The following is a 21,260-nucleotide window of genomic DNA, read 5'->3' on the forward strand; positions in this document are numbered from 1 at the left end:
AAATTGGCGGTGACAAGTTTCCTCCGCAGCAAGGGAACCGACGCACCCTTTTGGATGCGCCGGAGCAAAGGTCTACGCGTGCCGGATTTCCGTCCCCAGCACCTTCAGGCATTCCCGGATGAACGCTGCAAGCGCCGTCCAACCTTTTGCCGAAACCATCGTCCCGTCCACATATGCCTCCGTTGGAGACAGGTCGATATAGGTGCCGCCCGCAAGCGTCACCTCCGGCTCGCATGCCGCCAGTGCGCCGACCTTCTTGCCACGCACGACACCATCGACCGCGATCAGGATCTGCACGCCGTGGCAAATCGTGAAAATCGGCTTCTTGGTTTCGTGGAAGTGGCGCACCATCGCCTGCACGCGCTTGTCGGTGCGGATGTATTCGGGCCCGCGACCGCCAGCGCAGTAAACGGCGTGGTATTGCTCTAGCTGCTTCTCAGCGTCGGAGAAGGTCTTGTTGATCAGCGCATAGTGGCCGAGCTTTTCGGTGTAGGTCTGATCGCCCTCGAAATCGTGCAGCGACGTTTTGATCAGGTCTCCGGCGCTCTTGTCTGGGCACACGACATGAACAGTGTGGCCCACCGCTTCCATCGCCTGCTGGTAGACGAAGATTTCGTATTCCTCGGTGAATTCACCGGTCAGCATCAGGATCTTTTTGCCTGGCATGGTACTTCCTTTCCTGTGACAACGACCGGGCGAGACCTGTACTCGCCAGGTGGGCTTGAGTTCCTAGAAGGGTGAATCGGGGACGTAGTTCTGGTTGGCACAGGCCTCGGGATAATCATCGACGACGGGTACGGGCACATCGGGACAGTCTCAGTCGAACGCCAGCAACAAACGGTCGCGGGAATGCTCGATATGGCGACGCATCGCCTGCTCGGCAGCGGCAGGATCGGCCGCATCGAAAGCGGCCAGAATGGCCTCATGCTCGTCAAGCGCCTCCTCGGTGACGCGCGAATGGAACATCAGGCGAAATATGTGGAAGTGGGTATGCTGGTGCGCCAGTGTCTGACGCACGAGTTCGTTGTTGGCGAATTCCATGACCTTGTCATGGAAAATGGCATCCTGGCGGGCGAAGTTGGAATACCGCAGGCGCTCGTCCTTGCCTTCACGGCGCGCCATGACGCCGGCCGACTTCTGAAGCTGCGCGAGCTTTACCTCGTCCATGAGCGCGGCTGCCTTGGCCGCTGCATGAGGTTCGAGCAGCAGGCGAAGCTCATAAAGTTCGTCAAACCGCCGTTTCGTGATCTGCGGCGCAGCGCGGTAACCGATCAGATGCGTCTTCAGCACCAGGCCTTCGCCTTCGAGCCGGCCGAGCGCCTCGCGGATCGGCGTGTGGGATACGTTGAACTCCTTGACCAGACTGTCGACCGTGATCCGGGAACCCGGCGCAATCTTCAACGACATGAGTTGCGCAAAAATCGCTTCGTAGACGTCCTCAACCAGGCTGCTGGAGCGCTGGATACGCCCGCCGCCGAGGTTCGTATCGTCTGCATTGAGTAAGTTCATGGCCTGCATGTTTTGCCTCTTGACACATCGAGTTGCTAACACGATGCTCCGATTAATGCAATCCTATATCCTATACGATTTTATAGAGGATATAATTTGAGGCCGTTTCGAGACAAAGCAATGGCACTTGCGGTGGCCCTGCTGGAACAGCGTGCCGCCCCCGCGGCCTTTCCAGACATCATCACAGGATGCAGATCATGAGCCTTTTCGCTGCCATAAGGCTGCCGCGCGAAATCCTGTTCGGGAAGGGCCAACGCCACGTCATTCCGGTTGTCGCGGCCAGGCTCGGACGTCGCGCGCTCGTCTGCACCGATGAACGGTTTGCCGCAACGGACCCGTTCGGAGAGATCGTCGCGGCGCTGCGAGCCGCCTCGATAGACGTACTGGTGCATGACCGTGTGCTACCCGACATCCCCCGGGACACCGTTGCCGTCTGCGTCGAGGAAGCACGGAAGTTCGCGCCCGACATGGTGATCGGCATTGGCGGCGGCAGTTGTCTCGACATGGCCAAATGCGCCGCGTTGCTCATCAGTCACGGCGGTCAGCTCCAGGATTACTACGGCGAGTTCAAGGTGCCCGGTCCGACGCTGCCGCTGATCGCGGTGCCGACGACAGCCGGTACCGGCTCTGAAGTGACCCCGGTCGCCGTGATCTCCGATCCGGATCGTATGCTGAAGGTCGGCATCTCCAGCCCGTATCTGATCGCGGCCGCGGCCATCTGCGATCCTGAACTGACGATGACATGCCCGCCGGCATTGACGGCGATCGCAGGCGCCGATGCGCTGACGCATGCAATCGAGGCCTTCACCGCCGTCAGGCGTGGGACCGATCCCGGCCTTCCCCAGAAACATGTCTTTATCGGCAAAACCGCCTTGACCGATCACTTCGCCCTGCTGGCGATCAAGCTGCTTGGCCGAAGCCTTGAAACGGCATACCGCCGGCCTTCTGACGAGGACGCCCGGGCCGACGTCATGATGGGTGCACTTGCAGCCGGCTGCGCGTTCGGAACGGCCGGCACGGCGGCAGCGCACGCCGTGCAATACCCGGTTGGCGCGATAACCCACACCCCTCACGGATTGGGTGTCGCCACCATGCTGCCATACGTCATGAAGTACAACAGAACAGCCGCGGCGACCGAGATGGCCGAGATCGCCAACGCGCTCTGCCTCGATGGAAAAGGCCGGACGCCCGAAGAGTTGGCCGACGCGACCATTGGCGAGGTCAGTCGGCTGTTTGGGGCAATCGGGATCACCCCCTCGTTGGCCGAGCTAGGGCTGCCTGCCGACAAGCTCGATTGGACGGCGGAACAAGCGATCGGTATCGAGCGCCTCATCAAGAACAATCCGCGGCCATTCGATTTGGGATCCATGCGACGCCTGGTCCAGGCCGCCTTTGATGGCGACCTCGCCAGCTGCGTCATGTAAACAATCGGGAATATCGAGATGAACACGTTTTCACAGGTTCTGTCGGATGATCAGGGCGTCAGCGACTTCCACACAATTTCGCACGGGCTGTACATTGACGGCCAATGGCGGCAGTCCGCGGATGGCAGGGTAATTCCGGTCATCGATCCTTCGACGGAAGCCATCATCGCTGCCGTACCCGATGCGACCTTGGAGGACGCGGCCGACGCCGTTGACGCAGCTGCCAAGGCGGCCCATGGCTGGCGGACAACGTCGCCGCGAAAGCGTTCCGAGATCCTCAGACGCTGCTTTGAACTGATGGCGGAACGATCGGACGCACTGGCTACTCTCATCGCATTGGAAAACGGCAAGGCCCTGCGGGATGCTCGCGGCGAGATCGCTTATGCGGCGGAATTTTTCCGTTGGAATGCAGAGGAGGCCGTTCGCATTACCGGTGAATTCGGTACTGCGCCTTCCGGCACCAACCGCATTGTGGTCGACTACGAACCGATCGGCATCTGCGTCCTGATCACGCCCTGGAATTTTCCTGCCGCGATGGCGACGCGCAAGATCGCGCCGGCACTTGCCGCTGGATGCACGGTGATCCTGAAGCCGGCCAGTGAGACCCCGCTTACCGCCTACGCGCTGGCCGCGCTCTACCAGGACGCAGGCGTTCCACCGGGGGTGGTCAACGTCCTGACAACCTCCAGTCCCGGCCCTTTGACAGCCGCCATGCTGGCCGACCCGCGAGTGCGCAAGCTCTCCTTCACCGGTTCGACGGGTGTCGGTCGCGCTCTGCTGGCAGAGGCTGCCAGGCATGTGGTCTCGTGTTCCATGGAACTCGGCGGCAACGCACCGTTCATTGTGTTCGACGACGCCGATCTCGAAGCGGCGCTCGATGGCGCAATGGTGGCTAAGATGCGCAACGCCGGCGAGGCCTGCACGGCCGCAAACCGCCTCTACGTGCAATCTGGCATCTGCGAAGCCTTCTCCGAGGGCCTCGAGAAGCGGATGTCGTCGCTCAAGGTCGGCGCCGGCACCGACCCGGACACGGAATGCGGGCCCATGATCACGAAAAAGGCGGTCGAGAAGATAGACCGCCTTGTCATCGACGCGGTCACACGCGGCGCGCGGGTCATGTGCGGCGGCTCAGTCCTGTCCGGACGCGGTTTCTTCTACCCTCCGACAGTGCTTCGCGACGTGCCGGGCGATGCAAAGATGGCGCATGAGGAGATATTCGGGCCGGTGGCGCCAATCTCGAGCTTCGAAACCGAGGCCGAGGTCATCGCGCGCGCCAATGACACCGAATATGGGCTTGCTGCCTACATCTACACACGCGATCTGGCGCGCGGCATGCGGGTGGCCTCCCGGATCGAGGCCGGAATGATCGCTCTCAACCGCGGGCTGATGTCTGATCCGGCAGCTCCCTTCGGCGGCGTCAAGCAGAGTGGGCTCGGCCGCGAGGGAGGACAGCATCACGGCATTGCCGAGTTCATGGAGGCGAAATACCTCGCCGTCAGCATGTGAGCAGAAGAAGAATGCAAGGCGATCCCTTTCGCATCCGCGACCACGTTGCTGACTTTGACCAAATCGTGCAGGACATTGTTGACCGCAGCGAGGCCGCCCGCGCCGCCATTGCGATGGCCGCAGACGTGGCCTACGGACCGGATCCGACCGAGACCATGGACCTGTTCTTTCCCGCGGGCAAAAGAACGGCGCTTCCGGTGCACATCTTTGTCCATGGCGGCTACTGGAGAATGTTCTCCAAGCGCGACTATTCATACATGGCGACGACGATTACCCAGGCCGGGGCTATTGCCGTCATCCTTGATTATGCTCTGATGCCCAAGGTCCGAATGGCGACGATCGTTGACCAGGTGCGCCGCGCCAAGCAGTGGGTCCTGGCCAACATCGCCGATCATGGTGGAAACCCGACGGCCCTGACTGTCAGTGGTCATTCGGCAGGAGCCCATCTTGCAACGTTTCTGTTCGAGGGCGAGCATACCCCCTCGAATGTGAGGGCAGCCCTTCTGCTGAGCGGGCTCTACGATTTGAAGCCGCTACAGGATTCCTTTCTCGCCAACGAGATTGGAATAACAGACGAGGAAGTCGCCATGTTCACACCTCTCGCCTGCCGGCATGATCCTCAAACCAAGACGGCGGTTCTGGTCGGAGCCAACGAGACGCCACCCTTCCATCAGCAAGCCGATCGATTCAAAGCAAGCTTGCTGCGGCAGGGATCGTTGGTAACGTCGCATGTGCTCCCGAACCGCAACCACATGGACAGCGTCAGAGATCTTGGCGTGCCGGGGACTGAGGCTGGCGATTGCCTGGCAAAACTGATCGCCAAGGCCTGCTGACTATGTCGGGTTCTCCAGGCGGTTTGCTTTGCGCCATTCCTCGTACTCCCCGCGGGCATCGTCATGCAGCGGATAGTAGCGTTGCAACGGGCCGCCCTCCATGAGCTTCGCTCGCGAGAACTCCTCCCAATCGTGATGCTTCTGTGATTCTTCGATCACCTTCGGGGCCATTGCGACGGGAAGCACCACCACCCCGTCGTCGTCGGCGACGACGATGTCGCCGGGGATCACCGTGACACCGCCGCAGGCAATCGGAACGTTGACGGCATTGGGATAGATGCCGGTCTGCACATGATAGTTTGGCGTCCAGCCGCGCAGCCATAGGGGCAGGTCGAGCTTTTCGACATTGGGCCGGTCGCGCATGCACCCATCGATGACGATACCGGCCCCGCCCCTGCCCTTGAAATACGTCGACATCATATCGCCGAAGACGCCCGAGCTCATGTCGCCGCGCGCGTCGACCACGACCACATCGCCCTCCTGCGCGTGATAGAGCACGTGCCGGTGCAGTTGCGTCTCCGGATCGGCATATTCTCCTTCGGTGAAGAGGTCCGGCCGCTGCGGCAGGAACTGCAGCGTCAGCGCCGGCCCCACGATCGACTTCCCGTGGTTTTGCGCCACCGGACCAACCATGTGCGGATTGCGGAAGCCCATGTGGCCAAGCGTGCCGGCAACCGTCGCGGCGCCGATCTCCCTTAGCGCGTCGATCAGGTCTTTAGGCGGCCGCGTAATGTCGGACGTATGCGTCATTGTGGACTCCGATTGAATGGAACTACCAGTTCGTAACAGAACCGTCGCGGCGCTTAAGGTGAGGCGCTTCCCAGAAACGCAAACTCTGCGCCTGGACCGCCACTTCGTTGACCTCGACGCCGAGCCCCGGCAGATCGCCGACCGGGTAATCGGCCCCGTCGAGCCGTGGTTGCACGGGGAAGAAGTCGGAATTGTCGAAGCCCAGCTTTATTTCGGGCGCCCTGGTCTCGAGCCACGCGAAGTTGGGTACCGCAGCGGCGAGATGCACGGTCGCGGCCGTGCATACGGGACCAAGGGGATTGTGCGGCATCAGGTCCACATAATGCGCCTCGCTCCAGCCAGCGACCTTCATCGCCTCGGTGAGCCCGCCGACATTGCAAACATCGATCCGGTTGAACTGATGGATGCCGCGCTCGATGTAGGGCAGGAACTGCCACTTGCTGGCAAATTCCTCGCCGATGGCAAAGGGGATGTCGGTCATCGTGCGCAGCGATTCATAGGCCTCCGGCGTCTCGGCCCGTATCGGCTCCTCGAGGAAATCAAGCACGCCGCGGCCGAGCTTGTTGCAGAAGCTCGCGGCCTCTGCCACCGACAGCCGATGATGATAGTCGAGGCCGAGGACCACGTCGTCGCCCAGCGCCTCGCGCGCCTTGTTCAGCATACTCGCGGTAGCGCCGATGGATTCGCGCGGCTCGAATATATCCTTGCTGTTTTGCCCGAAGGGGAAGAAGCGGATCGCCTGCCACCCCTGTGCGCGAAGTTCGCGCGCCCGTTCGATGGCAACATCGCCTTCGGCCTCGTCGCCGGTCGAGGCAAAGGTGCGGATGCGGTCGCGCTGCTTGCCGCCCAGCAGCTCATAGACCGGCACTCCCAGCGCTTTGCCCTTGATGTCGTGAAGAGCGATGTCGACGGCGGAAATCGCCGCCTGAAGGACTCGCCCGCCTTCGAAGTACTGGCTGCGGTAAACCTCCTGCCAGATCCGCCCGATCTGCATCGGGTCGCGGCCGATGAGAAACTCGCGATAGTGCTCGACCGCGCCGGCCACGGCCCTCTCGCGACCGCTCAAGCCGCTCTCGCCCCAGCCGAAGATGCCCTGGTCGGTCTCGACCTTGACGAGCATCTGATTGCGCGTTCCGACCCACACCGGATAGGGCTTGATCGCGGTGATCCTAAGCTTCTCAGTCATCCACGCCCACGTTTCATGCGCATTCGCCCTATCTCAGTTGGCCTTGAGGGCCATTTCAGTTTCGCCGTCGAACAGATGCATCCGCTCCTGGTCGAACTCGAGCCAGATCTGCTCGTCGGGCGCGACGGCAATGTTTGGCGGCACGCTGACGTTGACGACGGCGCCGGACAGGAACGCCTGCACGAAGGTGACGTCTCCGGTCGGCTCCACCGTGTAGGCCTTGGCCGGGACGCTGCCTGGCAGCGCATTCTTGTGGAGCTTGATCGTCGAGTGACGTGCGCCGAGCACGACTTTCTTGGTCGTTGCACTAGCCACCTTCTGGGCATTGCGCGGCGAGAGCTCAAGGCGCCAGCCCTCGGCGCCGGTCAACACCGTGTTGCCGTTTGCGGTCGAGGCCTGCAGCGGAATAAGACTCATCGCCGGACTGCCGATAAAGCTGGCGACGAACATGTTCACCGGATGGGCAAAGACCTGCGCCGGTGAATCGTATTGCTGCAGGTAGCCGCCATTCATCACCGCCATCTTGTCAGCCATGGTCACGGCTTCGAGCTGGTCGTGCGTCACATAGATGATCGTCGCCTTGAGGTCCTGGTGGAAACGCTTGATCTCCGACCGCATCTGCACGCGCAGTTTGGCATCGAGGTTAGACAGTGGCTCGTCCATGAGGAACACCGCAGGGTCGCGAACGAGGGCACGGCCAAGGGCCACACGCTGCTGCTGCCCGCCCGAAAGTTCGCGCGGCTTGCGCTCGAGCAGATGCGTCATATCGAGCACCCGCGCCGCTTCCTTGACCTTCTTGTCGATCTCGTCCTTGGGGAGTTTGCGCATCTGAAGCGGGAACGCGAGGTTCTTGTAGACCGATTTCTGCGGGTAGAGCGCGTAGTTCTGGAACACCATTGCGATGTCCCGGTCCTTGGGGTCGAGGTCGTTGACCACCCGCTCCCCGATGATGATGTCGCCCGATGTGATCGGGGTCAGCCCGGCGACGAGATTGAGCGTGGTTGTCTTGCCGCAGCCTGAAGGGCCGACGAGCGCAACGAACTCGCCGTCATTGACCGTCAGCGAGACGTGGTTGACAGCTTTGAAGCCGCCATAGCTCTTGACGAGATCTTGGAGGACCACGTGGGCCATCGGCAACTCCCTAGTGCTTGACCGCGCCTTCTGTAAGGGCGCGTACAAAGTATCGTTGCAGGACCAGGAACAGCACCACGACGGGCACGCTCATCATAAAGCTGGCCGCCATCAGGCCCGGAAAGTCCGTCGTATTTTCCGAGAAGAAGCGTTGGATGCCGACCGGCAGGGTCAACTGCTCGTTCTTGGAGAGGAAGGTGTAGGCGTAGATGTATTCGTTCCAGGCGCCGATGAAGGAGTAGATTGCGGTGGCGATGATCCCCGGCGTCGAGAGCGGCATCACGATCATGATGAAGGCCTGGAACCGTGTTGCGCCATCGATGCGCGCCGCCTGCTCAAGCTGCACCGGGATGTTGTCGTAAAAGCCTTTGAGCAGCCAGATCGCCAGCGGCAGGCCGAAGGTGAGATAGGTGAGGATCAGCGAGCCATGCGTGTTTATCAGACCGATCGCGCGCATCAGGATGAAGAGTGGCACGAGAAAGATCACCGCCGGGAACATATTGCGCAGCAGCACGGCAAAGAACAGGAAATTCCGGCCGGGGAAACTGAAGCGCGAAAACGCGTAGGCCGCAGGGACAGCCACGATCACCGAAAGGATTGTCGTGACGGTCGACACGAAAAGGCTGTTCCAGAAGAAGCGGAGGAAGTCCTGGCCGACGCTGTTCTGCGGATCGAGCAGCTTTTGGTAGCTGGCGAGGGTAGGCTCGTCCGGCCACCATTGCGGCGGGAATTGCGTCGCCGCGAAGCCGGACTTGATCGAGGTGATCAGCATCCAGATCATCGGCAACGCAGTATAAAGCAGCATGAACACGAGGAATATGCGCCCGGCCCACCGCCATCCGTCGACGCGCATGCGGCGACGAGTCTGGGCTCGAGGGGCTGTCTCGGCAATCGTGCTCATGCGCTCCCCTCTTTCCGCTCGTTGCCGCTTAACGCACGGACGTAGAAGTAGCCCAGCGTCATCAGTGTGAGGAACAGGAGCACCGAATAGGCCGATGCCACGCCCCAGCGCTGCCGTCCGAAGGCGAGCTCATAAATGTGGGTTATCCAGATATGCGACGCATTCGACGGCCCGCCGCCGGTCATGATCCAGGGGATGATGAAGGAATTGAAGTTGGCCACCGCGAGCAGCAGCATCGTCACCACCGAGACGTTGCGCAAGTGCGGGAAGGTGACGTGCCAGAAGCGCTGCCATGCATTGGCACCGTCGACTTTTGCGGCGCGAAGCAATTGGTCGGGGACTGTCTGCAGGCCGGCCATCATCATGATCATGGCAAACGGAAACTCGCGCCAGATATTGACGACGATCAGGGAGGGCAGCACCGTGCTGACATTGTCGATGAAATTCGGCGGCTGGTCGGCCAATCCAAGGCCGACCAGCACCGCGCCGATGATCCCGAAGTCCGAATGGTAGATCCACTTCCAGATATAGGAGGCGGCGACGGCGCTGATGACCCAAGGGATGATAAGGATAGCGCGCAAGACACCACGGCCGATGAAGTCGCGGTGGAGCGCCAGCGCCGTGGCAAACCCCAGGACAAAGGAGATGAAAGTTGACCCCAGTGTCCAGATCAGTGTGTTCCAGGTGACTTTCCAGAACACCTGACTGGTAAGGATGGTCGTGTAATTGTCGAAGCCAATGAACGTCTTGTCACGAAGCTGCAGACCTGGCGGTGTCTTAAAGAACGACAGCTCGACCGTGTAGTAGATCGGATAGGCGATGACGATGAGCATCACGGCGATCGCTGGGAGCACGTACGCGTAGTCCGCGCGATGCGCCCAGATCTTCCGCAGCGCGCCGGACCTGCCAGGTTGCAATTTTCGGCGAGCCTCGGCCTTCCCGGTCACGATCGTCACTTGTGGCGTGCCCTTATTCTTCGGAACGAGGCGGCTGCGCCAGCGGCGCAGCCGGTCAGGTCGTAGGTCAGGCCTGGACTAGAGTCCGCCCATCAGGTCTTTTACCTTCTTGGCCGCGTCGTCCGCTGCCTCGTCGACGGTCATCGCTCCAGTCAGGGCATTCTGTAGCATGTCCGGGATGATGATGTTCATGATCTCGGGGGCCTGCGGCAGCGCTGGGAACGGGATGCCGTATGGCAGCATCGAGGTGGTGACGTCGAGGAACTTGATGTTGTCCAGACGTTCCTTCATCCACTTGGTCTTGAAGCCGTTGAGGTTGCCCGGGTTTGATCCGGCGTAGGCCATCTTCAGCGACCATTCAGGGCTCGTCCACATGCAGATGATAGCTTTCGCAGCCGGCTCGTCTACCTTGCCGCCCTCGACATATTCGGGCTTCAGGATGTGAATGTTCGAGCCGCCGAACACGACGGCGCGCTTGCCGTCGGGACCAGTCGGGATCAGGCCGTAGCGCATGTTGTCGATGACCGTCTGCGCCTTGTCCTTGTCGGTGCCCGTCGCCTTTTTCTGCAGGTCGAGCATCACGTTGTAATCGGACGGGTGCGAGATCATCATGCCGAGTTGGCCGGCGACGAACAGGGGCTGGTTATCGGCCTGCTGGTTGGTGAGTGCCGAAACCGGGACCGACTTGTCGCGAACATACATGTCGTAGGAGGCTTGCAGCGCCGCCTTGCTCTGCGGACTATCGAGCTGGACCTGCTCGTAGGTCGGGTTTGCCGTGGCTTCGTCGAAGACGCCGCCGCCATAGGCCCATAGCTGTGGCATGAAGCGGTACGGCGTGTTGCCGGCATTCTTGCGAGCCACGAGGCCGTAGCCGGCAATGCCGAGCTTGTCGTGGATCTGCTTGGAATATTTGACGACGTCTTCCCAGGTTGCCGGAGCCTTGTCCGGATCGAGGCCCGCACGCTTGAAGATGTCGGCGTTCCAGATGAACGCCATCGTCTCGTTGTTGGTCGGAATGCCGTAGGTCACGCCCTCCCAGGTCACGGCCTTCATGGCGCCGGGCCAGAAATCCTCGGTCGAATACCCCACATCCTCTGGCTTGAGCGGCTGTAGATAGCCCTTTGAGGCGAACTCGGTACCACCCAGGATTTGCAGGCGGACCGCCATCGGCGCGGCGTTGCCTAGGAGCGCGGTGCGGAACTTGTCGAGAAGGTCGTTATAGGTGAGGGCTTGTTCCTCGAGCTGGATGTTCGGATATGTCTTGCGGAAGGTCTCGAAGAATTCCTTGTAGTACTGGCGCAGGAGGTCCGGGTCGCCCTCGAACACGCCCTGATACCAGAAAGTCAGTCGCCCCTTGTAGTCGAGCGGGGTGACCTTGGCGCAATCGGCCGCCGTGTTAAAATCCTGTGTGCCCGCAATCGAGCGCACATATTCCGGCGACCACTTGCTCAGATCAACCGGCGGTGCACCCAGCGCCGATGTAGACGTCAGGGATGCCATCAAAGCAGTGGCGACAGTGCCGCGCAGGACGGCACTGCCGAGCGCAATTCTCGTCATAGGTATCCTCCCTGGTTCTCCCATGCCGCCCTGCGCCAAAGCAAAGCGGTCCTTGCTCGTTTCGATCGCGAGGATGCTTCTTTCAGCTCAGTGTATCCTCTCGATCGCTTGGTACGTTTTCAGATCATGGATTGCCTGTCAACGCGCCAGATCGTACATTGTTTGCGAAAGCCGTGTGTGATATCGGGCAAGGTATGTATTAAATTGGGGAGCCGGCCTTGGCCGAAATAAGCGATTTCAAAGCGATGCCACCAGTGGGGACCGATCCCATCGGGGCCTCCAGCGAGGGCGCCTCGCTTTATGAATTGATCAGGGAAGACATCATCGAGGGACGGCTCGCCGCCAACGAACGGCTTGTGGTCACCGATCTCGCCCGGCGTCACGGCACTTCGACCAATCCTGTGCGCGAGGCCCTGCAGCTGTTGCGCGGCGAAGGCTTTGTCACCTTTGTCGCCAATCGCGGTGCGCGCGTCCGACCCATTGATCAGGATTTTGTCCGGGATATCTACGAGATCGGTGTTCTGATCGAGCCAGCCCTGACACGATGGTTTGTGAATATGGCTACCGGCGAGGACATCGCCGAACTCGAACGTCTCCAGGGCCTGATCGAAGAGAACAACTTCGCCGACACATTCAGGCACAGTGAGCTGGATACCGCTTTCCACACCGTGATGTACCAGCGCCACTACAACCGCCACGCCGCCGAGCTTTGGTGGAAGCATCGCGAAGTGCTGCGAGCCGTGAGCCGTCGTTTCAATTTCACGCTGGCGCGACGTGCCGCGATCATGCGCGAGCACCGCGAACTCATCGCGCTTGTGAAGGCGGGAGAGGCCGACAAGGCGGCCGAACTCGTTTCCCGCCATGTCGAGGGTTCGGGCAGGCATATTCTCGAACAGATGCGAGCGCGCAACGCCGCTCGGGCCGGATAGAATATCCAGTCCAGAACATCGTTAGCTGACCATTTTCAGGCAAAGGTAGTTGAGATGAAAATCACGAGCATTCGGCCGTGGCTGATCAAGTCCGATGCTTCTTACTGGGGAGAGTTCCTGTTCGTCGAAGTGACGACCGACGAGGGAGTGAGTGGCTGGGGAGAGATCACCACCACGACTAGGCTCGCCAACCGTGCTCTCTGCACGATCCTGCGGCAGATCGGCGTCGCCCTGACAGGTGAGGATCCGGCGCGCATCGAGCATCTCTGGCACAAGATCTTTCGCAGCTTCACCTACATGGGAAGCCGCGGCGCGGCGGTCGAATGCGTGAGCGCCATCGATATTGCCCTCTGGGACATCCGGGGCAAAGTCCTCGGCAAGCCGATTTACGAGCTGCTGGGCGGGCCGGTACGCGATGAAATCGCGCTCTACACCCATCCCAACCAGGCCAAATTCACCAGCAAAGAGGCTGTGGTCCGCGAAATTCTAGACATTGTCGAGTCCGGACACACTGCGCTCAAGTTCGATCCTTACCCCCACCAGGGCCGCAGCGCCGATGGCCTGCCCCGCGAACAGCGGGACGGCTACCTCGATGGCAGCATGACCCGCAAGGACGAGCGCGAAGCCGCCGAACTCACGGCTCTGATCCGCGAAACGGCAGGACCCGATGTCGACATTCTCATCGATGCGCATGGCCGCTTCGACGTCCCCACCGCCATTCGCCTCTGTCGGAGCCTCGAGGACGCCGGCCAGATCGACTGGTTTGAGGAGCCCTGCCCGCCCGAGAGCCTTAACGCCCTCAAGCAGGTGCGTGAGAAGGTCAATACCGCCATCTCGTGGGGCGAGCGCGGCCACACGAAGTGGGATTTCGTGCCGGTACTCGAGAACAGGCTCGCCGACTACATCATGCCCGACGTTACCTGGACCGGCGGCATTACCGAACTAAAGAAGATTTCTGCGCTGTGCGAAGCCTACTACGTCCCGGTCTCGCCACATGACGCCGCGGGACCGATCAACGTGGTTGCGGGAGCGCAGGTGATGATGACCGTTCCCAACTTCTACAAACTCGAAACATCGGAGTGGAACCTGGGCAAATACGATCACCTGATCGACAGACCACTCGACATTTCGAACGGCAGCCTCAAGCTGACGTCGAAGCCTGGTCTCGGTATTGAGATGGACCGCGACTATCTGCAGGCCCACGAGATTGAGCTGGGCTAGCAACACTCTATGCCGGCCCAGGGTGCGGGACGACAAGCCGAAAACGAGGATAGGTCATGGCAAAGACAGGTGGCGCCGACGAAGCGCTCAATCGGGTGAACGCGAACTCCAAGCCATCCCAGCTTCGCATCACCGACATGCGGGTAGCGGAAATCGTCGGCGCGCCGTTCACCTCGACCCTGCTCAAGATTTACACCAACCAGGGCATCGTCGGGCTTGGCGAGGTGCGCGACGGCGCCAGTGCCACCTACGCGCTGATGCTGAAGAGCCGGCTGCTTGGCGAGAACCCTTGCGACATCGACCGCCTGTTTCGCCGGATCAAACAGTTTGGTGGGCACGGCCGGCAAGGCGGCGGCGTCTCGGCGGTCGAAATTGCGTTGTGGGATCTCGCCGGCAAGGCCTATGGGGTCCCTGTTTACCAAATGCTCGGCGGCCGGTTTCGGGAGAAGGTGCGCGTCTATTGCGACACCGACGCGACCGTGCCGAGCGGCACCGAGACCGGCAAGCGTCTCAAGCAGCGCATGGCGCTCGGCTTCACCTTCCTCAAGATGGATCTGGGGCTGATGCAGATCGCGGATGTCCCTGGTGCGGTCGTGTCTCCTGCCGGCTCACTTGAAGGGTACCGCGTCCATCCCGGCCGCGGCCCGGTCAAGACCATGGAGCAGCGACGCGCCCGCAATGCCGCTTACGATTTGCATAACGTCCCCCATCCGTTTACCGGCCTCCACTTTTCCGACAAGGGCCTCGACCTGCTTGAACAGTACATTGCCGAGGTTCGCGATGTTATCGGCATGGATATTCCGCTCGCCATTGACCATGTCGGCCACATCTCGCTGCAGAACGGTATTCGGCTCGCCAGGCGGATTGAAAAATACGTGCCGGCCTGGCTCGAGGATGTGATCCCATGGCAGTACACCGAGCAGTACCGGCAACTGCAGGCCGCTACCACGGTGCCGATCTGCAGCGGCGAGGATATCTACCTTAAGGAGGGCTTCGAGCCCCTGCTCAAGAGCGGCGGCCTCTCCATTATCCACCCGGACCTGCTCACCAGCGGGGGCATCCTCGAGACCAAGAAGATCGGCGACATGGCCCAGGACCACGGCGTCGCAATGGCCATCCATATGGCCGAAAGTCCAATCGCTGCAATGGCCGCGGCACATGTCGCGACCGCGACCGAAAACTTTATGGCACTCGAATACCACTCTGCCGATGTCGACTGGTGGGACGATATCGTCACCGGCGTTCCCAAGCCGCTCGTGAAGGACGGCTTTATCACTGTTCCGGACAAACCTGGCCTGGGGATCGACGACGTCGTCGACGAGGTGATCTCGCAGCATCTGCAGCCGGGTGTCACCGGCATCTGGCAGCCCACGGATCACTGGGACGACGAGTATTCCTGGGACCGCACCTGGAGCTGAGGCGAAAAGAACCGAAGATGAAGATCACCGACCTCCGCTGTGCTGTTATCGGCAAACATCCCATTGTCCGCATCGTTACTGACGAGGGCCTCTATGGCCTTGGCGAAGTCGAGTTCACCAAGACCTATCTCAAGCCTTGGGTGCTGCATTTCCGCGAGGCGCTGATCGGCGAGGACCCGACCGACGTCGAGCGGGTGATGCTGAAGATCCGCCAACGCGGCTCTTTCAAGCCCTATGGCGCGGCGGTAAGCGCTATCGAGCATGCGCTGTGGGACATAGCCGGCAAGGCTGCAGGCGTGCCGGCCTACAAGCTGCTCGGCGGCAAGGTGCGCGACAAGGTGCGCGTCTATAACGGTTCGATCCGCCAGAAGCGCACGGGCGACCGGCCGGAGGACTACGCCGCTGACGTGAGATGGATGATGGAGCAGCCGCAGAACTTCTTCATGATCAAGCAAGGAATCTCGTTCCACTCCAACATGAAGGACACCATCGAGGGCTTCCATTACGGCGTGACGCAGACAAAGGCTGGCTATCACGGTGCCATGGATCAGGGGGTGATCAGCGAGCGCGGTTTCAACCACATGCTCGACTGCGTGATCGCGATGAAGGAAGTGCTGGGCGACAAGGTCAGCCTGGCGCTCGACTGCGGCCCAGGCTGGATGCTGCCCGATGCGATCAAGTTCGCTCGCGCGGTCGAGAAGTACAATTTGATGTGGCTCGAGGATATGCTGACCGGCGACTATGTGCCGTGGGTCAATCCGCAGGCCTATCGGGAGCTGACCACCTCCACCTTGACGCCAATTCATACCGGCGAGCAGATCTACCTGCGGCACAATTTCAAGGAGCTGATCGAAACGCAGGCGGTGCGCGTCATCGGCCCCGATCCGGCCGATATTGGCGGCATTGCCGAGCTCAAATGGGTCGCCGAGCACGCCTATATGCACTCGATCCTGATGGCACCGCACGGCACCGCGAACGGCCTTCTAGGCCTCGGCGCGCTGATCAATGTCTGCGCCACCCTGCCCGCCAACTACATCGCGTTCGAATACCCGAGCGCCTCCGACCCCTGGTGGGAGGATCTCGTAATCGGCCTGCCGTCGCAGATCGTGAAGGACAGCATGGTGGACTTGCTGGAAGCGCCGGGGCTGGGCCTCGACATCGACGCCGAAGCAGCCAGGAAGTATCTTGGGGAAGAGGATGCAGGCTTTTTCAACTGAACCATGCTTCCTGGGCAACCCCGCACCGCGGACTGATTCTCGCAAGTTGCCATCGAGAATGACCGTTTCGGGGCCGGAGAACGAACCCGCTGCGCGGGATTGGCGCGCGGGGTGAGGTAGAGATCACGAACCGGACGTCGCGCTCGCATTGAGGGCGGTTCGGCAGCGGCAGAGCATCACGGGCTTCTTCAACAAGGAGCCTGACCATGCCCTATCCTGTTCTCGATGCACCTATCAGTCCACTTCGTCAGCGGCTGATCGACGACATGAACATGCGGCGTTTCTCGCGGGAGACGCAACGCAACTATCTCCGCGACATCGGACGCCTGGCGACGTTCCTCGGGCGCTCACCAGACACAGCGACCACCGACGACCTGCGCCGGTTCAAGATTGAGCAGCAGGATGACGGTGTTCCCGTGCCGACGATGAACAGCATCGTGTCGGCGCTGCGCTTCTTCTTCACGCATACGGTCGATCGTCCCGATCTGGCGCGCAAGCTCGTTCGTCTGGCGCACCCGCGCAAGCTGCCGGTGGTGTTGAGCCGCGACGAGGTCGCCCGGCTGCTCAACGCCACCACCTGCCTCAAGCACCAGGCCGCGCTGTCGGTCGCTTATGGCGCGGGCCTGCGCGTGGCGGAGGTGTCGACGCTGAAGGTCGCCGACGTCGATAGCGAGCGCATGCTGCTGCGTGTCGAGCACGGCAAGGGCGCGCGATACCGGAACGCCATGCTGTCGCAAGACCTGCTCTTGTTGCTGCGCCAGTGGTGGAAGGTCGGGCGGCAGCAGGGCGTGATGCATCGCGACGGCTGGTTGTTTCCAGGGCAGCATGCGATGAAGCCGATCAGCACGCGGCAGCTCTATCGCGTGGTCGTCGAGGCGGCCCAGGCCGCCGACATCGCCAAGCGGGTCGGGCCGCACACGCTGCGTCACAGCTTCGCCACCCACCTGCTGGAGGACGGCACCGACATCCGGATCATCCAGGTCCTGCTCGGGCACGCCAAGCTGGACAACACCGCCTTCTACACCAAGGTCGCGACCCGCACGGTGCGAACGGTGACGAGCCCGCTCGACAAGCTCGGCCTGTTCAAGTCGGAAGAGATCTCACCCGACGGCTGAGCGTGCGCGCCTCGGTCGAGGTCGCCGACATCTTCCGTGCTGCCGGGCCCGCCTACCGGGCCGCCCATACCGGGCAGCTGAGCCTCGCGCAGCTCAAGGTCATGTCGGCGATCGAGCACTGCCGCACCGCGGCCCTCGGCGGTCACGTGGAGGCCTGCGAGGACTGCGGCCAACGGCGCATCGCCTACAACTCCTGCCGCAACCGGCACTGTCCCAAGTGCCAGGGCGCGGCCGCGCGGACATGGCTTGCCGAGCGCGAGGCCGACCTGCTGCCGGTCAGCTACTTCCACGTCGTATTCACGCTCCCCGCCGAGGTCGCCGACATCGCCTTCCACAACAAGGCGGCGGTCTACGACCTGCTGTTCAAGGCGGCATCGGAGACGATGCTGACGATCGCGGCGGATCCGAAGCATCTCGGCGCGCGCATCGGCATCACCGCCGTGCTCCATACCTGGGGCTCGGCGATGACACACCATCCGCACGTGCACATGATCGTGCCGGGCGGTGGCATCTCGCCGGACAGCAGCCGGTGGATATCGTCGCGTCCGCCCTTCCTGCTGCCGGTGCGCGTGCTCGGCAAGCTATTCCGCCGCCTGTTCCTCTCCCGGTTGGTCGCGCTGCACGACGCCGGCCGGCTCGCCTTCTTCGGCGCAATTGCTCATCTCGCGGAACGGCGGGCATTCCTGCGCCACCTGTCGCCGGTCCGGAAGAAGCGCTGGGTGGTCTACGCCAAGGCGCCCTTCGCCGGACCGGAGGCGGTGCTCGCCTACCTGTCGCGCTACACGCACCGGGTCGCCATCTCGAACAGCCGCCTCATCCGCCTCGACGAGAGCGGCGTCACCTTCCGCTACAAGAACCATCGTCGCAAAGGCGCCGACCGGCAGCAGGTCATGACGCTCGCGACCGACGAGTTCATCCGCCGCTTCCTGCTCCACCTGTTGCCAAAGGGATTCCACCGCATCCGGCATTGCGGCCTGCTTGCCGGCTCTGCTCGCAAGGCCAGCCTCGCGCTTGCTCGTGAACTCCTGAACGTCGCCGCACCATCCGACGATGACACCACGGACGAACCGGACAACTTCCGCCCGCCATGCCCCTGCTGTGGCGGCCGCATGATCGTCATCGAGGTGTTCGAACGATGGAGGCAGCCGCGCGGACCGCCACACGGTTCCCCGTCGACCGGGAGCAGCACGCCATGACCCGGCATGGAATGGTTCAGCCTTCAGCTGCAGGCGTTCAGCCTCCGGCAACGGATCGACGCACGTCTATGGTGATTATCGACTCCGACAGACCCGCGCCCAGCCGCCCATCGTCCCGACAACACCGCGCGGACGCGCAACGATGCGGTCTGTCCGCATTCACCCCAGAGCTTCCCGACGGCGGTCGCGCCATCGCCGACATCTGCCGAAATCCGAAATCCCCATAGCCATCGCCTGTGGCCCGCGGGTTCCTTCCTCGGGGACTTTCGTACGCCTGCCGGCGCCCGAAACTCATCACGGAAGCGGACTGGCGGGTTCTGATTTCCCGATCTGGCAGAGCAGACATTCATTTCCGCACAACCATTGTCGTGACCTGACCCAATCCTGACCTTCAGGGACCCATTTTCCTTCCAGAAACCGGACATTGGGCCCAACCAGAACTGATGACCCACAGCGGACGCTCGCTTCTTCTGAAGCAGAATCAGACTACGCATCCATCTGTGCCCGCCGTATGTCGCGGGCCGGTGGTTTGCCGAACAGACGGCCGTATTCGCGGGTGAACTGAGGCACGCTCTCATAGCCCACCGCATATGCCGCCGAACTCACGCTCGTGCCATCGGCCAGCATCTGGCGCCGAGCCTCGATCAGGCGCAACTGCTTCTGGAATTGCAAGGGAGACAGCGTGGTGGTCTGGCGGAAATGCTGGTGGAAGGACGAGGTGCTCATCCCCGCGGCCTCGGCCAGTTCCTCGATGCGGATCGGCCGTGCATAGCTTTCGCGGATCATGGCGACCGCACGGGCGATGCGTTGTGCATGGCCATCGGCCCCGCCGAGGCTGCGGAGGGCCGATCCGTGCCGTCCCGCCAGAAGCCAGAAATGAATCTCGCGCAGCAACGGCCCTTGCAGGACCGGGAGGGCAAAGGGACGGTCCAGAAGCCGCATCAGACGCAGCGCCACATCGGCGACATCTGCGTCGGTCGGCTCCACTCGGACAGGCTTGCGCGGATCGCCCGGGACCGCCGCTATCTCGACCGCGAGTTCCCGCATAAGGACGGGGTCGAGTTCCAGCACCAGCGAATAGTAGGGCGCGCCGAGGGTTGCCTGCGTGATCTGGCTGACCGTGGGCACATCGGTCGAGATCAGCAGCGACTCGCCCGGACCGAATTCCAATGTCTCGGCCCCTATCGTGACCCGCTTGGCACCTTGTAACAGCATGGCCACCAGCGGCCGATTGACAGCCACCTGCAATTCGCCGGGCTGCATGGCGCGGATCGCGGTCAGACCGGGAATAGGCGTCGATGCCGCCCCGAAACGGTCGGCATGAGTGTCGGCAAAGCTGCGCACAAGGTCGAGAAGCGTTCGGCTCATTTGAGCAAGATGAAGGGTGGTGGCGCTTCAGGCAAGACCTGAAGAAGGATCAGGCAAGAAATCCGGACATTCTGGCAAATCCTGTGTGGCAAGGCCGATCCAGATTTTGCAGGAACAGGCAAGACTACGCGAGAAATCGGCAACAACTGGAGACGCTCTTGCCGCATGTTGTCCCCACCACTTCGGATGAAAGGACTTCCCGCATGACCAAGATCGCACTCGTCACCGGCGCCAACCGCGGCCTCGGCCGCAACACCGCTGTCAGCATCGCGCGGCATGGCCGCGACGTGATCGTCACCTATCGCGGCAACGCATCTCAGGCCCGCGAGGTTGTGGCCGAGATCGAAGCCCTGGGCCGTAAGGCGGTTGCTCTGCAGCTCGATCTCGGCGTGGTCGCTAGCTTCGCGGCCTTTGCCGAGACCCTGCGCGCGGCGCTGAAAGAGACCTGGGGCCGCGACAGCTTCGATTACCTGATCAACAATGCCGGCCACGGCGAATTCGCCATGATCGGCGATACGACCGAGGCGCAGTTCGACGGTCTGTTCGACGTCCATGTGAAGGGCGTCTTCTTCCTCGTGCAGGCGCTTCTGCCGCTCATCGCAGATGGCGGGCGGACCGTGAACTTTTCTTCGGGCCTGACCCGCGTGTCCTATCCGGGCTTCTCGGCCTATGCGGCCGCCAAGGGGGCGGTCGAAATCTTGACCGTCTATATGGCGAAAGAGTTGGGTGCACGCGGGATCACAGTGAACACGGTCGCGCCCGGAGCGATCGAGACTGATTTCGGTGGCGGGCTGGTGCGCGACAATGCCGAAGTCAACGCACAGTTCGCAGGGATGACCGCGCTTGGCCGCGTAGGGCTGCCCGACGACATCGGGCCAATGGTGGCAAGCCTTCTAGGCGAGGATAACCGTTGGGTTACGGCACAGCGGATCGAGGTTTCGGGTGGTCAGGCGATCTGATCAGTCGGACCCCCGACAACTGAAGCGCGCGGCCGTATGGCCGCGCGCATTGTCATTCCGCCGTCGGGAAAAGCCTCCTTTGGC

19 protein-coding genes are annotated in these 21,260 nt (G+C 61.9%); 10 read left to right on the forward strand and 9 right to left on the reverse strand.

Annotated features, from left to right (window positions below):
* Positions 1 to 72: 72 nt before the first annotated feature.
* Both RQ479_RS11800 and RQ479_RS11805 read right to left on the reverse strand, forming a co-directional pair.
* A complete protein-coding gene (locus tag RQ479_RS11800) occupies positions 73 to 666 on the reverse strand; it encodes a DJ-1/PfpI family protein (RefSeq protein ID WP_352493019.1) in 594 nt (197 codons plus the stop codon).
* Between the two features lie 150 nt (positions 667 to 816).
* On the reverse strand, positions 817 to 1,509 hold the full coding sequence (locus RQ479_RS11805) for a GntR family transcriptional regulator (protein WP_376705913.1): 693 nt from the start codon (positions 1,507 to 1,509) through the stop codon (positions 817 to 819).
* 197 nt (positions 1,510 to 1,706) lie between these two features.
* On the opposite strand from RQ479_RS11805, the gene RQ479_RS11810 reads away from it, so the two are divergent.
* The 3 genes from RQ479_RS11810 to RQ479_RS11820 are packed head-to-tail and all read left to right on the forward strand — an operon-like array spanning position 1,707 to position 5,272.
* Positions 1,707 to 2,933, forward strand: coding sequence for an iron-containing alcohol dehydrogenase (locus RQ479_RS11810; protein ID WP_376705199.1), 1,227 nt, complete (start codon positions 1,707 to 1,709; stop codon positions 2,931 to 2,933).
* An 18-nt stretch (positions 2,934 to 2,951) separates the two neighbouring features.
* The gene (locus RQ479_RS11815; RefSeq protein WP_376705200.1) at positions 2,952 to 4,439 is read left to right on the forward strand and encodes an NAD-dependent succinate-semialdehyde dehydrogenase; all 1,488 of its coding nucleotides are present in this window, start codon (positions 2,952 to 2,954) and stop codon (positions 4,437 to 4,439) included.
* 11 nt (positions 4,440 to 4,450) lie between these two features.
* A complete protein-coding gene (locus tag RQ479_RS11820; RefSeq protein WP_376705201.1) occupies positions 4,451 to 5,272 on the forward strand; it encodes an alpha/beta hydrolase in 822 nt (273 codons plus the stop codon).
* Here RQ479_RS11820 and RQ479_RS11825 read toward each other — a convergent pair whose 3' ends face one another.
* The 6 genes from RQ479_RS11825 to RQ479_RS11850 form a co-directional block, all read right to left on the reverse strand.
* Positions 5,273 to 6,022 (reverse strand): ribonuclease activity regulator RraA, encoded by a 750-nt coding sequence (locus RQ479_RS11825; RefSeq protein ID WP_376705202.1) that lies wholly within the window; start codon positions 6,020 to 6,022, stop codon positions 5,273 to 5,275.
* A 22-nt stretch (positions 6,023 to 6,044) separates the two neighbouring features.
* Complete coding sequence (locus RQ479_RS11830; RefSeq protein ID WP_376705203.1) at positions 6,045 to 7,208, reverse strand: mandelate racemase/muconate lactonizing enzyme family protein; 1,164 nt, start codon at positions 7,206 to 7,208, stop codon at positions 6,045 to 6,047.
* 33 nt (positions 7,209 to 7,241) lie between these two features.
* On the reverse strand, positions 7,242 to 8,339 hold the full coding sequence (locus RQ479_RS11835) for an ABC transporter ATP-binding protein (RefSeq protein WP_376705204.1): 1,098 nt from the start codon (positions 8,337 to 8,339) through the stop codon (positions 7,242 to 7,244).
* A 10-nt stretch (positions 8,340 to 8,349) separates the two neighbouring features.
* Entirely contained in the window at positions 8,350 to 9,240 is an 891-nt protein-coding gene (locus tag RQ479_RS11840; protein WP_023679256.1) for a carbohydrate ABC transporter permease, read from the reverse strand.
* The gene (locus RQ479_RS11845) at positions 9,237 to 10,196 is read right to left on the reverse strand and encodes a carbohydrate ABC transporter permease (protein WP_292653721.1); all 960 of its coding nucleotides are present in this window, start codon (positions 10,194 to 10,196) and stop codon (positions 9,237 to 9,239) included. The genes RQ479_RS11840 and RQ479_RS11845 overlap by 4 nt, the downstream gene beginning before the upstream one ends.
* Positions 10,197 to 10,274: 78 nt before the next feature.
* A complete protein-coding gene (locus RQ479_RS11850) occupies positions 10,275 to 11,753 on the reverse strand; it encodes an ABC transporter substrate-binding protein (RefSeq protein ID WP_376705205.1) in 1,479 nt (492 codons plus the stop codon).
* A gap of 218 nt (positions 11,754 to 11,971) precedes the next feature.
* On the opposite strand from RQ479_RS11850, the gene RQ479_RS11855 reads away from it, so the two are divergent.
* The 6 genes from RQ479_RS11855 to RQ479_RS11880 all read left to right on the forward strand — a co-directional run bounded on the left by RQ479_RS11855 (position 11,972) and on the right by RQ479_RS11880 (position 18,849).
* A complete protein-coding gene (locus tag RQ479_RS11855; RefSeq protein WP_023679253.1) occupies positions 11,972 to 12,682 on the forward strand; it encodes a GntR family transcriptional regulator in 711 nt (236 codons plus the stop codon).
* A gap of 54 nt (positions 12,683 to 12,736) precedes the next feature.
* Positions 12,737 to 13,903: a mandelate racemase/muconate lactonizing enzyme family protein gene (locus tag RQ479_RS11860; RefSeq protein ID WP_376705206.1), complete on the forward strand. Its 1,167-nt coding sequence runs from the start codon at positions 12,737 to 12,739 to the stop codon at positions 13,901 to 13,903.
* Between the two features lie 56 nt (positions 13,904 to 13,959).
* Positions 13,960 to 15,321 carry a mandelate racemase/muconate lactonizing enzyme family protein gene (locus tag RQ479_RS11865; RefSeq protein WP_376705207.1) on the forward strand — a complete coding sequence of 454 codons (1,362 nt, stop codon included), beginning with the start codon at positions 13,960 to 13,962 and terminating at the stop codon, positions 15,319 to 15,321.
* Between the two features lie 17 nt (positions 15,322 to 15,338).
* On the forward strand, positions 15,339 to 16,538 hold the full coding sequence (locus tag RQ479_RS11870) for a mandelate racemase/muconate lactonizing enzyme family protein (protein ID WP_376705208.1): 1,200 nt from the start codon (positions 15,339 to 15,341) through the stop codon (positions 16,536 to 16,538).
* A gap of 206 nt (positions 16,539 to 16,744) precedes the next feature.
* Positions 16,745 to 17,653, forward strand: a complete 909-nt coding sequence (locus RQ479_RS11875) for a tyrosine-type recombinase/integrase (RefSeq protein WP_376705209.1) — start codon at positions 16,745 to 16,747, stop codon at positions 17,651 to 17,653.
* 2 nt (positions 17,654 to 17,655) lie between these two features.
* On the forward strand, positions 17,656 to 18,849 hold the full coding sequence (locus tag RQ479_RS11880) for an IS91 family transposase (RefSeq protein ID WP_376705210.1): 1,194 nt from the start codon (positions 17,656 to 17,658) through the stop codon (positions 18,847 to 18,849).
* A 486-nt stretch (positions 18,850 to 19,335) separates the two neighbouring features.
* On the opposite strand, the gene RQ479_RS11885 is transcribed toward RQ479_RS11880, so the two are convergent.
* Positions 19,336 to 20,217 carry an AraC family transcriptional regulator N-terminal domain-containing protein gene (locus tag RQ479_RS11885; RefSeq protein WP_376705211.1) on the reverse strand — a complete coding sequence of 294 codons (882 nt, stop codon included), beginning with the start codon at positions 20,215 to 20,217 and terminating at the stop codon, positions 19,336 to 19,338.
* A gap of 203 nt (positions 20,218 to 20,420) precedes the next feature.
* Between RQ479_RS11885 and RQ479_RS11890 the strand changes: the two genes are divergently transcribed.
* Positions 20,421 to 21,176, forward strand: a complete 756-nt coding sequence (locus RQ479_RS11890) for an SDR family NAD(P)-dependent oxidoreductase (protein WP_376705212.1) — start codon at positions 20,421 to 20,423, stop codon at positions 21,174 to 21,176.
* Positions 21,177 to 21,260 lie beyond the last annotated feature (84 nt).

The sequence above is a fragment of the Mesorhizobium sp. ISC25 genome, from assembly GCF_042295465.1.
Lineage (GTDB): Bacteria > Pseudomonadota > Alphaproteobacteria > Rhizobiales > Rhizobiaceae > Mesorhizobium.

Coding starts and splice junctions, on each gene's coding strand:
- RQ479_RS11860 (WP_376705206.1), top strand. CDS start 12,737: ATGAAAATCACGAGCATTCGGCCGTGGCTGATCAAGTCCGATGCTTCT.
- RQ479_RS11800 (WP_352493019.1), bottom strand. CDS start 666: ATGCCAGGCAAAAAGATCCTGATGCTGACCGGTGAATTCACCGAGGAA.
- RQ479_RS11885 (WP_376705211.1), bottom strand. CDS start 20,217: ATGAGCCGAACGCTTCTCGACCTTGTGCGCAGCTTTGCCGACACTCAT.
- RQ479_RS11875 (WP_376705209.1), top strand. CDS start 16,745: ATGCCCTATCCTGTTCTCGATGCACCTATCAGTCCACTTCGTCAGCGG.
- RQ479_RS11825 (WP_376705202.1), bottom strand. CDS start 6,022: ATGACGCATACGTCCGACATTACGCGGCCGCCTAAAGACCTGATCGAC.
- RQ479_RS11810 (WP_376705199.1), top strand. CDS start 1,707: ATGAGCCTTTTCGCTGCCATAAGGCTGCCGCGCGAAATCCTGTTCGGG.
- RQ479_RS11890 (WP_376705212.1), top strand. CDS start 20,421: ATGACCAAGATCGCACTCGTCACCGGCGCCAACCGCGGCCTCGGCCGC.
- RQ479_RS11850 (WP_376705205.1), bottom strand. CDS start 11,753: ATGACGAGAATTGCGCTCGGCAGTGCCGTCCTGCGCGGCACTGTCGCC.
- RQ479_RS11835 (WP_376705204.1), bottom strand. CDS start 8,339: ATGGCCCACGTGGTCCTCCAAGATCTCGTCAAGAGCTATGGCGGCTTC.
- RQ479_RS11805 (WP_376705913.1), bottom strand. CDS start 1,509: ATGAACTTACTCAATGCAGACGATACGAACCTCGGCGGCGGGCGTATC.
- RQ479_RS11870 (WP_376705208.1), top strand. CDS start 15,339: ATGAAGATCACCGACCTCCGCTGTGCTGTTATCGGCAAACATCCCATT.
- RQ479_RS11820 (WP_376705201.1), top strand. CDS start 4,451: ATGCAAGGCGATCCCTTTCGCATCCGCGACCACGTTGCTGACTTTGAC.
- RQ479_RS11865 (WP_376705207.1), top strand. CDS start 13,960: ATGGCAAAGACAGGTGGCGCCGACGAAGCGCTCAATCGGGTGAACGCG.
- RQ479_RS11840 (WP_023679256.1), bottom strand. CDS start 9,240: ATGAGCACGATTGCCGAGACAGCCCCTCGAGCCCAGACTCGTCGCCGC.
- RQ479_RS11830 (WP_376705203.1), bottom strand. CDS start 7,208: ATGACTGAGAAGCTTAGGATCACCGCGATCAAGCCCTATCCGGTGTGG.
- RQ479_RS11815 (WP_376705200.1), top strand. CDS start 2,952: ATGAACACGTTTTCACAGGTTCTGTCGGATGATCAGGGCGTCAGCGAC.